The organism is Zarconia sp. (assembly GCF_057467645.1).
In genome coordinates, this window is the sequence record NZ_JBRJXU010000122.1 from 34,404 (window position 1) to 47,666 (window position 13,263).

Here is a 13,263-nt window from a genome sequence, read left to right on the forward strand (position 1 = left end):
ACCCGATCGACCCCTCTCCGTTTGAAGCTGAGTCAATTAGTATGAGTAATAATATTCCTGCGTCTTGCGTTTTTATCACTGGTGTATCCTCACAAAGCTGAAAAAATCGATCTCAACGCTGAGTATCCCTGTGTTTGCAGTCGTCGGGGTTGCCTCAAGCCCATTGCGCTGACTGATGCATTAGGTTGCGATCGATGCCAACAAATCTTTGTCGTCGATCGTAGCGGTTGCATTTTGGAAGAACTCTCAACCCACCCCCCTTATAAAAAAACTTGGCACTGGACGGGTCGACAGTGGCATCGAACCGACACGACCTTAAGGGAGACCTTCTTACCCCTGTCGATGCTGATTGTTGTGATTCCTCTGGTTCTGCTCTTCTTCGTCCGACATTTCCCTGCTATTCTCTGGATCGTGCTGGTGTTCGCGATCGTTCCGATTCCGGCATTGTTAGTCTGGTTAGCCTACAGACGGTAATTCTATGACGCTCGATTCTCTAGATACTGCCCCAACTCCCGCGCAGGTGGCGCAGCGCGCCTACCAATCGTCGTTGCTGGTGGCTCGAACCGACAGTAGCTGCAGAGATCGGGCAATTGACGCGATCGCCTCGGAGATCGAAAACCAGCAGGAAAATATTCTCGAAGCCAATACTTTGGACTTGGAAGCCAGCCGGGATATGGCCGTACCGAATTTGGTTCTCGATTGGCTTAAACTTACCCCCGAACGATTGCAGACGACGGTGCAAATTCTCCGGCGCTTGGCTCAGCTGACCGATCCCATTCGCCGGGTGATGAATGCAGCCTATCAAGTCGATTCAGCTCAAACCCACTGCCAACTCATTCCCCTGGGAACCATTGCCCTGATTTACGAAGCCTTTCCCGAACTCGGGGCGATCGCGGCCGGGATGTGTTTGAAAACAGGGAACAGTCTGATTCTGAAGGGGAGTAGCGAGGCCAGTCATTCCAATTTCGCCATTGCCCAAGTCTTGCAATCGGCTCTAGAGGAGGCGAATTTCCCCCCGGACTGCCTACAACACTTGCCGTCCGAACGGGGCGACTCCATTCGAGAGTTGGTGTGCCAAGATCGATATCTGAGTTTGGCCATTCCCTACGGTCGTTCGAGTTTGATTCAATCGACGCTCCAACAAGCCACCGTCCCGGTTTTGCCCTCTGCAATGGGAAATTGTTACTTGTATTGGTCGCCCTCTGGAGATTGGGAGCGGGTGCGAGATATCGTCATCGACAGCCACCAAAGTCAACCCGATCCGGTGAATGCGATCGAGAAGGTGTTGATTCATCGCGAACTCAACTCGTCCTCAGTGGCAATGCTTTTGAACGCGCTGCGAGAACGAGGGTTTGAAGTTCGCGGCGACGAAGCATTGGTCGCAGAATTTCGAGACCTCAAACTTGTGCAGACTTCGGAATGGACGAGTGCCTATTTAACCCGAACCGTGGCTTTGAAACGGGTTGAATCCTTAGAGATGGCGATCGCCATCGTCGATCGCGACAGTAGCGGTCATGCTGATTGTGCGGTGACCGAATCTTATCCAGAAAGCTGCCAGTTTACCTTAGGGGTGAATAGCGCTTCGACTTACGTTAATGCTTCTCCCCGATTTATCCGCAACCCCAAACAGGGCCATAGCGTTTTACTGGGGATGTCCGCGCGAAAAGGGCATCAGCGAGGGTTTATCGGTCTCGAATCGCTCATGACCGTCAAGCATATCATTCAAGGTCACGAACGCCTGTAATTGCCACAAAGTACTCCGCAAATTTTGCGATTCGAGCTTGCATGAAAAATTCCCCCCAACCGACCGACAACACTCAAAGAAAGGAAGACTGAAGGGATTGAAGATATGGAAGGCGATCGCGTTCTAACTCAGTTACTCCCAACTGGGGATTTTCGCCAGGAAGAGTTTGAATGCAGGCAAGCTGAGGAAGTTAACCGCAAAGCAGATGCATAGGTTCCCAGAAGCTAACAAAGTCGAACGCGCTCGAAATCGCTGCATCGCTCAATTGGTAGATAGAGCCTGACGGCGCTCTTCCGTCGGCAGCTTTACGTTCGTCGCCAATCCGAGAATTTGGAACAATCGAATCGTCATCCAAGTGATATCGATTTCCCACCAGTGCAATCCGTGACGGGCGGAGTACTGGAAAGTATGATGGTTGTTGTGCCAGCCTTCACCATAGGTCATCAGTGCGACCCACCAGCAGTTGCGGGACTGATCTTCGGAATTGTAACTCCGATAGCCAAACTTGTGAGTGGCGCTATTCACCAACCAGGTGCAGTGAAAAACCACGACCATGCGAACGAAGATACCCCAAATTACGAATGGAAATCCACCTAATAAATAAAGCAGAAAACCTAATGCAAACTGAATGGGAATAAAGTATTTTTGGCAAAATTGATAGAACGGATCGTCCGCAATATCTTTAGTAAACTTATGAACTTCAGAATTAGCAGGAATATCGTATAACATCCAAACAACGTGACTCCACCAAAACCCTTTATTAGAGTTATGGGGATCGAAGTCTTTATCGGAATGAAGGTGATGGATCCGGTGCATCCCGATCCAATCGAGGGGCCCAGCTTGACAGCTTAGAGTACCGCATAAAACCAAGAAGTATTCGAGCCATTTCGGCACTTGAAAACTGCGATGACTGACAAGACGATGCCAGCCGAGGGTGATTCCCACTCCGCCCGTAATCCAGTGCAACAACAAGGCTACACCAACTGCGGACCAACTAAAGTTACTCGGGAAAAATGCTAGACAAGCAAGTATGTGCAGACCACCAATCCATATAATCGCATACCAATTGAGTGGTAGCTTTTGAGAAGTTGCAATCGTCATGCAATGACCTTGAATTGTATTTAATTTTGTGTCAACCTGTTGAATTCTAGCAGAATATGGGTTTCTAGGCACGGCAAGTATGATTTGATAGAGACCGTACGGTGTTTCGATCGACCCTAAAAATTCTTGACTTTCACTCCAATACCTGTTAGCAGGTCTGGTCATTATTCAACGATATCGAACGATAAATGGATGCTCGTAACTACCTTCAAGATGCCCAAAAAGCACTCAGACCAATATTTTGGGAGATCGATAATACCATCGAACGCAGACTCGAGCGCGTGCTGGGTGCTTTTCGCCAACATCGAGTCGGAGTCGGGCACTTTTCAAGCGTCTCGGGCTACGGTCACGACGATTTAGGTCGCCAAACCCTCGATCGCGTCTTTGCCCAGGCGCTGGAGGCAGAAGCGGCAATCGTTCGAGTGCAGTTGGTTTCGGGAACCCATGCGATCGCCTGTGCCTTGTACGGGGTGTTGCGACCGGGAGACGAAATGCTCGCCGTCGCGGGCGCGCCCTACGACACATTAGAAGAAGTAATTGGTTTGCGGGGTCGAGGTCAGGGATCTCTATTAGAATTTGGGATCGACTACCGTCAGTTGCCCCTCGCAGACGGCAAAATTGACTGGGATGGGCTAGCATCGGCGGTTCGGGAGGAAACGCGCTTGGTCTTCATTCAGCGATCGTGCGGTTACTCCTGGCGATCGAGTCTCTCCATTGACGATATCGAAAAAATTGTCAAGTCCGTCAAAGCCCAAAACCCCAACACGATTTGCTTTGTGGATAACTGCTACGGCGAGTTCGTCGAAGATCGCGAACCGACGGCGGTGGGGGCGGATTTGATGGCCGGATCGTTAATTAAAAATCCCGGTGGGACGATCGTTACTGCCGGGGGGTATATTGCCGGAAAAGCCGACCTGGTGGAAGCGGCAGCCTGTCGCCTCACAGCCCCCGGCATCGGCAGTTCTGGCGGTGCGACATTCCACCAAAATCGGTTGCTGTTCCAGGGATTGTACCTCGCCCCACAAATGGTGGGAGAAGCGATTAAGGGTAGCTATTTGACGGCATCTGTGTTCGATCGATTGGGATATCGCGTCAATCCCCTGCCCGCAGAACCTCGGCGAGATACGATTCAGGCGATCGAATTTGGATCGGCAGATAAGCTGATTGCTTTCTGTCGGGCGATTCAGAAACATTCCCCGGTGGATTCTTACCTCGATCCGGTTCCGGCGAATATGCCGGGATATGAAAGTGAGTTGGTGATGGCGGGGGGAACGTTTATCGATGGGAGTACTTCGGAATTATCGGCAGATGGCCCGTTGCGAGAACCTTACATTGCTTTTTGTCAGGGAGGAACCCACTGGACGCAAGTGGCGATCGCCCTCAAAGCGGCGATCGAGGCGGTAGGACTGGCATCGCAGTAGGGGATCGGGTCTTTGCCTCCGGTGTTGCAGCGTAAGCATTTAGCTCTTAGCCATCAGCCATCAGCTCATTAAGCAGAAAACATCAACGATGGTATTACTATTAACGCGGTGTGCGCTCTTTTTGCACTCGAAAGGATGGTGAGCGAGTAGACTTATCCCCCTTTTCCCCTTCCCCCTTCCCCCCGTGCGAGAGGATTTTGGAGAATTAAGTTGCACATGGCGTTCTTACTTATGAAGCTTCCACGGAAAAAACTCTAAAAATCGGCTGCGCGTTCTGAGATTCGGGATACACCAATATTTCGTAGTTTCCAGGGGCAAATCCATCTTCACTGGCTAAGGTAAAAACGATCGAACTGACGTTAGTTTCGATCGTTTTTGTTTCCTTGAGTTCTACGGGTTTTTCTCCCTCGGTAAGATAGCGCCAAATAAATGTAATTTTGGTATTATCACTAACATTTTTTAAATCGATATTCGCGATCGCTGCTTTCATTTGCGACGGAAAAACCGATTCGTTCGCGGTACATTGCCAAGCCTCAAACATCGGATTGGTGAGTTCTTCGAGTTGGTGGCAAAGTTTGAGAGCTTTGAGAGTAACCGGTGATGATTCGAGAGATTGAAGAGTCTCGATGGTTTCTGGAGAGTCCCAAACGGTAAATTCTAATTCTTTTGCCGAAAAATTGTTATTCTCTGAGATTAAATTTAGCCGGTAAGCGCCAATGGGTAAGTTCTCAACGGGGAACTCGATCTGTGTCGTTCCATTGTCGACGTTGAGAGGGATAGTCTGAGTTTTGACGATCGAGACTTGACCGGGTTCCGGTATATAGGTCAGTTCGAGATTTATCGGCGTTTTCTGGGCAATCCAATTAGGAGTTGTACTGATATAGAGGGTCGAAGTATTGCGAGGAAACATGCGGATATCTTCGGTGCAAACTCCCGACTCGGGAACCGCACACAAACGAACGTTCCCCAAACTCGCCAGAAAGTTTCTAAATGTGAAGGGGGCGATCGCCATCAAGAAAACACATAGAAAAATTTTCAGCGGTTTGGGGCGTAAAAAGGGTAACTTTTCATCGATCGACGGTTGAAGTGGGGGTAAAACGATCGCACAGGCTAAGGCGAATAAAATTACCGGCACGATCGCCCCGTCGGAAATGGCAACAATGGCGTTAAGGAGCGCTAAAAAGCCCGCTAAAATCGCCAAACACCATTGGATCACCTCAAAGATACCGGTCATAGGAGATCCTGCTGCACGCTTGTTCGGAAGAATTCGGAAATACCCCAGGGCGGAATTGGGGGATGACGGATGAAGAAAATTTTGAATTCCATTGTCAATTATCCGTTCGTCAATTATCCATTGTCCAAAATTGCCTTCAAACCGCGAACCAATCGATCGATTCCTTCAGCCACGGTTTCCGGCTTCAGCGCCCCGTATGCCACTCGCAGATAGCACCCATCCTCCATGCCAAACGTCGTACCGGGAATCACCGCCACCTGATAGTCGCGAATCAAACATTCGACGAGTTCGAGGGCCTCAATTTGGGCATTCACCTTCACAAAAACGTAAAACGCCCCCCGTGCTGGAGCGATCGTACACAAACCCTCCAAAGGTTTCAAGGCATCGAGAACAATTTCTCGAATGGAAGCGATGGTTTCGAGATGTCCTCGGCAGTAACTCGCCCCCACTTGCAACGCCCCCAATGCCGCATACTGCGAGACGACTGGCGGGCAAATCAGAATCGTATCCTGAATCTTCTTGACGGCATCTACCAGATGATTCGGCAGCACCATATAGCCAATGCGCCAGCTGGCAAATCCGTAAGCTTTGGAAAGGCTGAACAGGGAGATGGTGCGATCGAAACTATCCGCAAACGAGGCGGGGGAGACGTGGCGCGCGCCGTCGTAGATAAAGTATTCGTAAGCTTCGTCGCTGATATGATAAATCCCGCGTTCGGCGCAAATGCGATTGACTTGGCGCAACGCCTCCTCTGAATACACCGCCCCAGTGGGATTGTTGGGGGAAATCGTCACCACCGCCCGCGTTTTGTCGGAAATCGCCTCTAAAATGGCTTCCGGACGCAGTTGGTAATCCTCGTCGGTGGGAACGAGTACCGGACGGCAACTGGCGATCGCGATCGCCATTTCGTGATTGAAATAGTAGGGAGTGGGGAGAATAATCTCGTCGCCAGGTTGGGTAATCGCCAATACCGCGTTCGTAAATGCCATATTGCTACCGGCAGTGACAACGACGCTGCGGCGATTGTCGAGGGGAATGCCGTTATCTGATTCGAGTTTCGCGGCGATCGCATCGAGCAACGGGGGAATCCCCACCACCGACCCATATAAATGATGCCTGGGATCTGCCAGGAACTCCGATAAACCTTCCATGGCTTCCGGAGGCGGTGGATAGTACACGACCCCCTGCCCGAGGGAAATCGTACCGGGATGGCGGCGAATGAGTTCCCCAACGATGGGTATAATCGGCGACTGCACCGCCTGCATCCGAGATGTGAAGGGTTTCATCGACTGACTCCCCTAGCTTCGGGTTTCATTGTCTCCCAAATCGTTCCCAACTGGCGATCTCGGTATGGGGGTGTGTTAGTAAGGAGGAGAGAAATCGTTATGGCAACCGCCAGGGCGGACGCGGACAACACCGGAGAATTGTGCGATCGTACTGAGGTTTCCCCCCTGCTTCCCCGACCTCCGAACCCCCCTGCCTACGTTTGCGAGAATCCTAGTTAATATGGCGGTGGACATAAAAAAAGAGGGCGTTATCTCCCTCTCGATCGTATTATGTTTACCCTTGACGCGCGCATCTAGCCTAAATATTCTGCTTCTTGCTCTAATAGGCGAATTAATCTTTGATTACCACTCGCTCTGGCAATTTCCAGCCGATGCTCTAGTGATTTTCTCAAAGCAGCACGATGAGTAGCTGCGGCCTGCTGAACGAGTTGTTTGCGATTCTTGTTCATTTGGGGATCTAAGCTGTAGCGTTACACTATAAACATAACATATTATTTTTATTACTGTATCTTATTTGACAAAATGTTTATTTTTTGAAAGCTGAGATCGATATTGAGTCATAGAACCCGCACTTGGTCAAGATTCGTAACGATTTCTTGATGGGCTGTAAGCGGTCTTGCTGTACGATCGGGATGATTCTTTGAAAACATGATGGATGACTCGTAAACCCCGCAACCGATTTAAACTCGCGCAACTGAGCGTGACGATCGCCTTCCTGCTCGCTAGTGCGGGAGTCACGTACTTTATTTCCCGTTATATCTTGGCCGCCAAGCAAGTGGCCCAATGCAATCGACTCAACGAAATCCTCAACGAGGGACACGCCAAAGTGCTGGCATTTCAAGCCAAAGATGAAATTTCCACCCATCAGTTGGCTAGCGAACTCGAAGGCATTACCCTCAAGCTGGGAGGAGCCGAACTAACCGATCCCAACCTGCGGCACTATCGAGGCAACTTCGTGCGGGTCTATCGCGAACTGTCTCAAGATTTTCGCAAACTCGGCGAGGCGCTCACCCTCGCCAACGAAGCCGATGTCACCCAAACCGGTCAGCAACAGGTCAAACAAGCCGTCTCTAACGTCCGGCAAGTGGGGATTTCCGTGACTCAATCCGCCGAAAATGCCGATCGCCTCGCCGGAGATGTCAACCGTTACTGCGCCCCCAGTGTGGAGTAAGGTTAGACTCGAAGTGGGAAACCGGTCCGCGAAACCCACAGCAACCATCCAAAACAATACAAAACCGTTGAGCCATGAGTAGCTCTGAGAATCCTCGCGAGCAACCCATCCGAATTGCCGTGGTTGGCGACGTTCACGACCAATGGGACGAAACCGACGCAAGCGCCCTTCAAAACCTCAGTGTCGATTTAGTCTTATTTGTCGGCGACTTTGGTAACGAGTCCGTTCCCATCGTCCGCGCAATCGCCAACCTCCCTCTTCCTAAAGCCACCATTTTCGGCAATCACGATGCCTGGTACACCGCCACACCTTGGGGTCGCAAGCGATGTCCCTACCAGCGACCCGAAGAAGATTGGCTCAAGGAGCAATTCCACCTACTCGAAGACGTGCGGGTGGGATATCGCGCCCTCGACTTTCCAAAACTGCAACTAACGGTGGTCGGCAGTCGTCCTTTTAGTTGGGGCGGTTCCAATTGGAAGAAATATCGAGACTTCTATCGCGAGTGGTTCGGGATTTCCGATGAGGAAGAGTCGGTAGAACGGATGGTTTCGGCGGCCAAAGATGCCGCGTACGACCGAATCGTTTTTTTAGGTCATAACGGTCCTACGGGTTTGGGAGACTTACCTGAAGATATTTGCGGCAAAGACTGGGAACCCATTGGCGGCGACCATGGCGACCCCGATTTTGAAGCGGCAATTGCTCGGGTACATCAACTCGGAAAAACGATTCCCCTGGTCACTTTCGGCCATATGCATCACAATCTCCGCCATACTAAAACGCAACGGCGTCAGGCGATCGAATTCGCCCCAGAAGGCACGATCTACTTAAATGCTGCTAGGGTTCCTCGAATGGATCGCGATCGCGGTTTGCGAAATTTTTCCCTCGTCACTTTGGTCGAAGATAGAGTTATCCATATTTCCCTGGCGTGGGTAGACGCGCGCGGTCGAATTGCCGAAGAAGAAATCCTGTATGGGGGTTAGGGATGTGGAGGACGCGGTGACGCGGTGATGGGGGGATGGGTGATGGAGATGAATTTCTCCCGAAGCCCCCAACGCTTCCCCCAAAAAATTCCCCCGATCGAGAAGTTGGGTTAAGATAAAAAGTGCATCCTGGAGAGATGGCAGAGTGGTCGATTGCGTCCGACTTGAAATCGGATGAAGTGAAAGCTTCCGGGAGTTCGAATCTCCCTCTCTCCGTTCTGAACAATTCGTTCTCTGACAAACGCGATCGTCTCTTGAAGCCATCGGTACTCGCCGATGGTGAATTTTCGATGGTAAGCTACTGTGTACCTGCGAGAATCCCGCAGTGCCGATGCTGGATTCGTTTCGGAGCGAACCCGCCTAACCCCTCGATCTATTGCTCGACTATGCAAATTCGCCGCCATTTGTCCAATTCCGCAATTACCGTCGATACCTGCCAGTATCGGGTTCCCCTACCCCAAGAAAAGCCCCAACACATTCTCGAAGAAATTGTCTGGCACAAAGAAGTGGAAGTCGATCGCATGCGGGAGGGCCTTTCACTCAAAGATTTGTCCCGTCGCCTGCCGACTGCTCCCCCAGTGCGGGATTTCATCGCAGCACTGCGGTCTGGAAACACCCAACCGGCATTGATTGCGGAAGTCAAAAAAGCCTCTCCGAGCAAAGGGGTGATTCGAGAGGATTTCGATCCGGTGGCGATCGCCGAATCCTATCAAAAAGGTGGGGCGAGTTGCTTGTCCGTTTTGACCGATCGCAAATTTTTTCAAGGCAGCTTCGACTATCTCCAAGCCGTTCGAGAGCGCGTCGAACTCCCGATTCTGTGTAAAGAATTTATCATCTACCCCTATCAGATCTATCTAGCTCGCTCTCGCGGTGCCGATGCGGTATTGCTGATTGCTTCGATTTTGAGCGATCGAGATTTGCAATATTTCATCAAAATCACCAAAACCTTGGGGATGGCGGCTCTGATTGAAGTGCATACCCTAGAGGAGTTCGATCGGGTCCTGTCCCTCGATGGCGTGACGCTTGTGGGTATCAACAACCGCAATCTTGAAGATTTTTCCGTCGATTTAGCAACAACTTGTAATATTTTGCAAGAGCATCGCACCATTTTAGAAGAGCGGGACATACTCCTGGTGAGCGAGTCCGGATTACACGTGCCCGAAGACTTGGAGCGCGTCAAAACTGCCGGTGCCAATGCCGTGTTGATTGGCGAATCCCTTGTCAAACAACCCGATCCCGCCGCAGCAATTACCACTTTATTTGCCAATTGCACCCGGGAACACCGTTTCTAACCCCTTCAGTTTCACCCCTAAAAATGACAAATAGTCAAGGGTTTGCCAGTCTAGTGTTGGGCACGCCTAGGGGCAAAGTATTAAAATGATTAAGATATCGTTATCTCAAACTCAACGATACATACAGTACCGAGGGACACTTGGAAACTGAGAGAGCAATCTCGAAACGCTTGGGAAAATCTAGGGCTCTGCTCGATCTCGCCAGATGATTTCTGTGTAAGTCCGGATTGATGAACCAAGAATCCCCCATCTTTCACGTGGGGGAGTGTCAATAAACCCGTGCTTCAACTGGATCGATCCTTTGGAGTCTACCAATTGTGCCTTCCTCAACCGGGGAAAGTGATGGGAAGTCAATGGGTTCGCCGAATCCGATCGAGGTTTTGCGATTCGACTTGATGATAGTACGCTTTGATATTTGCTGGAGGTCACTCAGTACCGATGAACCCGATACCCCTGCCATCTCACGTTCACTACGAACTCTTACTCCAATTACTCGAACGTCAGACCCTGTTTGCCCTAGGCCCCCATTCCGCTCAAAGAGAGCAAACCAATCAGCTCATTGCCACCCTTCGCAAAGCATTTGCCCAGCAAAAGCGATTGGAAGAAAGCTGTCGGTACGCTAATATTCCCGTAGAGTCCCGTTGGTCTACCCACCGACCCCTGGAACCGGAATCGACCTCAAATGTGATGGTTCGCGATCCCCAACCTCCCAGTTAAAGGATTCCGAGCGACGATTCTGGGCGCGATGACCTATTAAGAGCCTATTAAGATTGGGAAACTCGAAGATCGGCATGGGTAAAGTAGATCCACGTATTGCCCGTGCGTTATTTTCCCATACTCTGACGAATGAGGACGAATCCATGGAAGACAAACAAATGCTGATGATTCCCGGACCGACTCCGGTGCCGGAGCAAGCCCTGCTCGAACTGTCCAAGCATCCCATCGGTCACCGCAGCGATGGGTTTACTAAAATTATGGCCCAGGTCACCGAAGGGCTGAAGTGGCTGCACCAGACTCAAAATGACGTGTTGATTTTGACCGCCAGCGGTACCGGCGCGATGGAAGCGGGAATTATCAATTTCCTCAGTCCGGGCGATCGGGTCCTCGCCGGCGCGAATGGGAAGTTCGGCGAACGCTGGGTCGAAGTGGCTCGCGCGTACGGATTGAACGTTGAAACCATTACGGCCGAATGGGGACATCCCCTCGATCCCGAAGCATTTCGCGCCCAACTTGAAGCGGATACCGAAAAACAAATCAAAGCGGTTATCCTCACCCACAGCGAAACTTCGACCGGGGTACTCAACGACCTCGAGACGATCAACGGCTACGTTAAAGCCCACGGGGAAGCGTTGATAATTGTCGATGCGGTTACCAGTTTGGGGGCCTGCAGCGTTCCCATTGACGAGTGGGGTTTGGATGTGGTGGCATCGGGTTCCCAGAAAGGATATATGATTCCGCCAGGTCTGGGATTTGTGGCTGTGAGTCCGAAAGCTTGGGAAGCCTATAAAACTGCGACGTTGCCCCGCTACTATCTCGATTTGGGTAAGTACAGCAAAACTGCCGCCAAAAATAGCAATCCCTTTACCCCTCCGGTGAACCTATTTTTTGCCCTGCGGGCCACCCTGGAGATGATGAAAGGGGAAGGGCTAGAAAATATCTTCGCCCGACACAAACGGATGATGGAAGCCACGCGAGCAGCGGTTAAAGCGTTGGATTTGCCCTTATTGGGACCTGATGAGTGCGCCAGCCCTGCGGTGACGGCCGTGGCCCCCTTGCAAGTGGAAGCCGAAAAAGTGCGATCTGTCATGCGCAAGCAATTCGATATTGCCCTAGCAGGGGGACAAGATAGCTTGAAAGGAAAAATCTTTCGCATCGGTCACTTAGGCTTTGTGTGCGATCGAGATATTTTGTGCGCGATCGCCGCCCTCGAAGCGACTCTGCAGGAGTTGGAATGCGAAGGGTTTACCCCCGGTGCGGGTGTGGCAGCAGCAGCTGAGGTGTTCGGTCGCGTCTAGGATAAGATATCGCCCGACAACGCCGACGGCTTTGGAGAACGTTCGCGTAAATCGCATCAACCGGTGATGGGGTTCGAGTGGTGGAGACAGCAATCAGTATAAGGTCGCAAGATCTTACTCGCGTCTAGTCTCCCCAGTTCCCCATACACGAGTTATTCGAGCATCTTCACCAAAGGTCTTCGGACTGAAGTAATCAGCGATCGGCGATCGGCGATCGGTTGTATAAGTTAAGCCCGAATCAAAAGGAACGTCTGCCTCTTCATGAATGAAGAAAAAATTCAGACCCCATTCATTTGTTGAATCCTCTGATTTTCAGCACAGGTCAAACTTATTACTGATTACCGATCGCTGATTACTTGTGAACCATGCACGACTACTTTTACTTACACGGATTTGCCTCGGGACCGAAATCGACCAAAGCTCAGTTTTTGGGCGATCGCTTTCGGGAGGGACAACTCAATTTACAGGTGTTGGATCTCAACGATGGTGATTTTCCCCATCTCACGCTCACCCGACAATTACAGCAGGTGACGCGCGTTTTATCCGATCGATCGACAACGATTATCGGGTCGAGTTTTGGGGGGTTGACTGCTGCATGGGTAGGTCAGAATAATCCCCAGGTCGATCGTCTGATTTTACTCGCGCCTGCCTTTCAATTTATAGACTGTTGGTTGCCCACCTTGGAAGCCTCGGTCCTCGAACGGTGGAAATCCTCGGGAACGTTATCGGTGTATCATTTTGGCGAACAGAAGGTATTACCCCTGCACTATGAGTTCGTTCTCGATTGCCAGCAATATTCGGAAGCTCAACTCCAGCGCCCGATCGAAACGTTAATTCTCCACGGCATCGCCGATGAAGTGATTCCGATTCAAGTCAGTCGCGATTACGCCCGCACTCGCCCTTGGGTGAAATTAATCGAACTTGAAAGCAACCACGGTTTGGGAGATGCCATGGCGCGGATTTGGCAAGAAATTCAGAGATTTTGTCCGGTCGCTTAATCCCAAACGCACAAATCGAGT

At 51.0% G+C, this 13,263-nt stretch carries 13 protein-coding genes and 1 tRNA gene; 10 read left to right on the forward strand and 4 right to left on the reverse strand.

The annotated features are described in order from the left end of the window. Positions 1-81: 81 nt before the first annotated feature. Entirely contained in the window at positions 82-474 is a 393-nt protein-coding gene (locus tag AC2215_RS18735) for a hypothetical protein (protein WP_486811523.1), read from the forward strand. A gap of 4 nt (positions 475-478) precedes the next feature. Next, positions 479-1,744 carry a glutamate-5-semialdehyde dehydrogenase gene (locus tag AC2215_RS18740; protein ID WP_486811524.1) on the forward strand — a complete coding sequence of 422 codons (1,266 nt, stop codon included), beginning with the start codon at positions 479-481 and terminating at the stop codon, positions 1,742-1,744. 261 nt (positions 1,745-2,005) lie between these two features. Here the strand turns inward: AC2215_RS18740 and AC2215_RS18745 are convergent, their stop codons facing one another. Further along, the gene (locus AC2215_RS18745; RefSeq protein ID WP_486811525.1) at positions 2,006-2,845 is read right to left on the reverse strand and encodes an acyl-CoA desaturase; all 840 of its coding nucleotides are present in this window, start codon (positions 2,843-2,845) and stop codon (positions 2,006-2,008) included. A 188-nt stretch (positions 2,846-3,033) separates the two neighbouring features. Between AC2215_RS18745 and AC2215_RS18750 the strand changes: the two genes are divergently transcribed. Continuing rightward, on the forward strand, positions 3,034-4,266 hold the full coding sequence (locus AC2215_RS18750) for a methionine gamma-lyase family protein (RefSeq protein WP_486811526.1): 1,233 nt from the start codon (positions 3,034-3,036) through the stop codon (positions 4,264-4,266). Positions 4,267-4,495: 229 nt separating this feature from the next. Here AC2215_RS18750 and AC2215_RS18755 read toward each other — a convergent pair whose 3' ends face one another. From AC2215_RS18755 to pirA, 3 genes are all read right to left on the reverse strand, one after another. Beyond that, positions 4,496-5,500 (reverse strand): hypothetical protein, encoded by a 1,005-nt coding sequence (locus tag AC2215_RS18755; protein ID WP_486811527.1) that lies wholly within the window; start codon positions 5,498-5,500, stop codon positions 4,496-4,498. A gap of 113 nt (positions 5,501-5,613) precedes the next feature. Continuing rightward, positions 5,614-6,786: a pyridoxal phosphate-dependent aminotransferase gene (locus tag AC2215_RS18760; protein WP_486811528.1), complete on the reverse strand. Its 1,173-nt coding sequence runs from the start codon at positions 6,784-6,786 to the stop codon at positions 5,614-5,616. Between the two features lie 293 nt (positions 6,787-7,079). Beyond that, a complete protein-coding gene (gene pirA, locus AC2215_RS18765) occupies positions 7,080-7,235 on the reverse strand; it encodes an arginine synthesis PII-interacting regulator PirA (protein WP_486811529.1) in 156 nt (51 codons plus the stop codon). Between the two features lie 206 nt (positions 7,236-7,441). Here pirA and AC2215_RS18770 point away from each other — a divergent pair, with 206 nt between their 5' ends. From AC2215_RS18770 to AC2215_RS18800, 7 genes are all read left to right on the forward strand, one after another. Continuing rightward, positions 7,442-7,957, forward strand: coding sequence for a hypothetical protein (locus AC2215_RS18770; RefSeq protein ID WP_486811530.1), 516 nt, complete (start codon positions 7,442-7,444; stop codon positions 7,955-7,957). Positions 7,958-8,031: 74 nt separating this feature from the next. Then, on the forward strand, positions 8,032-8,937 hold the full coding sequence (locus AC2215_RS18775; RefSeq protein ID WP_486811531.1) for a TIGR04168 family protein: 906 nt from the start codon (positions 8,032-8,034) through the stop codon (positions 8,935-8,937). Positions 8,938-9,068: 131 nt separating this feature from the next. Continuing rightward, positions 9,069-9,153 (forward strand) — tRNA-Ser (locus tag AC2215_RS18780). Positions 9,154-9,323: 170 nt separating this feature from the next. Next, positions 9,324-10,229 (forward strand): indole-3-glycerol phosphate synthase TrpC, encoded by a 906-nt coding sequence (gene trpC / locus AC2215_RS18785; RefSeq protein WP_486811532.1) that lies wholly within the window; start codon positions 9,324-9,326, stop codon positions 10,227-10,229. Positions 10,230-10,667: 438 nt separating this feature from the next. Then, the gene (locus tag AC2215_RS18790) at positions 10,668-10,946 is read left to right on the forward strand and encodes a DUF5340 domain-containing protein (RefSeq protein ID WP_486811533.1); all 279 of its coding nucleotides are present in this window, start codon (positions 10,668-10,670) and stop codon (positions 10,944-10,946) included. A 143-nt stretch (positions 10,947-11,089) separates the two neighbouring features. Continuing rightward, entirely contained in the window at positions 11,090-12,244 is a 1,155-nt protein-coding gene (locus tag AC2215_RS18795) for a pyridoxal-phosphate-dependent aminotransferase family protein (protein WP_486811585.1), read from the forward strand. Positions 12,245-12,609: 365 nt separating this feature from the next. Continuing rightward, positions 12,610-13,242, forward strand: coding sequence for a YqiA/YcfP family alpha/beta fold hydrolase (locus tag AC2215_RS18800; protein WP_486811534.1), 633 nt, complete (start codon positions 12,610-12,612; stop codon positions 13,240-13,242). The last annotated feature ends 21 nt before the right edge of the window (positions 13,243-13,263 follow it).

Excerpts from the sequence above, each read along its gene's own strand:
- AC2215_RS18740 (WP_486811524.1), top strand. The coding sequence starts at position 479 with ATGACGCTCGATTCTCTAGATACTGCCCCAACTCCCGCGCAGGTGGCG.
- AC2215_RS18745 (WP_486811525.1), bottom strand. The coding sequence starts at position 2,845 with ATGACGATTGCAACTTCTCAAAAGCTACCACTCAATTGGTATGCGATT.
- AC2215_RS18750 (WP_486811526.1), top strand. The coding sequence starts at position 3,034 with ATGGATGCTCGTAACTACCTTCAAGATGCCCAAAAAGCACTCAGACCA.
- AC2215_RS18755 (WP_486811527.1), bottom strand. The coding sequence starts at position 5,500 with ATGACCGGTATCTTTGAGGTGATCCAATGGTGTTTGGCGATTTTAGCG.
- AC2215_RS18760 (WP_486811528.1), bottom strand. The coding sequence starts at position 6,786 with ATGAAACCCTTCACATCTCGGATGCAGGCGGTGCAGTCGCCGATTATA.
- pirA (WP_486811529.1), bottom strand. The coding sequence starts at position 7,235 with ATGAACAAGAATCGCAAACAACTCGTTCAGCAGGCCGCAGCTACTCAT.
- AC2215_RS18770 (WP_486811530.1), top strand. The coding sequence starts at position 7,442 with ATGACTCGTAAACCCCGCAACCGATTTAAACTCGCGCAACTGAGCGTG.
- AC2215_RS18775 (WP_486811531.1), top strand. The coding sequence starts at position 8,032 with ATGAGTAGCTCTGAGAATCCTCGCGAGCAACCCATCCGAATTGCCGTG.
- trpC (WP_486811532.1), top strand. The coding sequence starts at position 9,324 with ATGCAAATTCGCCGCCATTTGTCCAATTCCGCAATTACCGTCGATACC.
- AC2215_RS18790 (WP_486811533.1), top strand. The coding sequence starts at position 10,668 with ATGAACCCGATACCCCTGCCATCTCACGTTCACTACGAACTCTTACTC.
- AC2215_RS18795 (WP_486811585.1), top strand. The coding sequence starts at position 11,090 with ATGGAAGACAAACAAATGCTGATGATTCCCGGACCGACTCCGGTGCCG.
- AC2215_RS18800 (WP_486811534.1), top strand. The coding sequence starts at position 12,610 with ATGCACGACTACTTTTACTTACACGGATTTGCCTCGGGACCGAAATCG.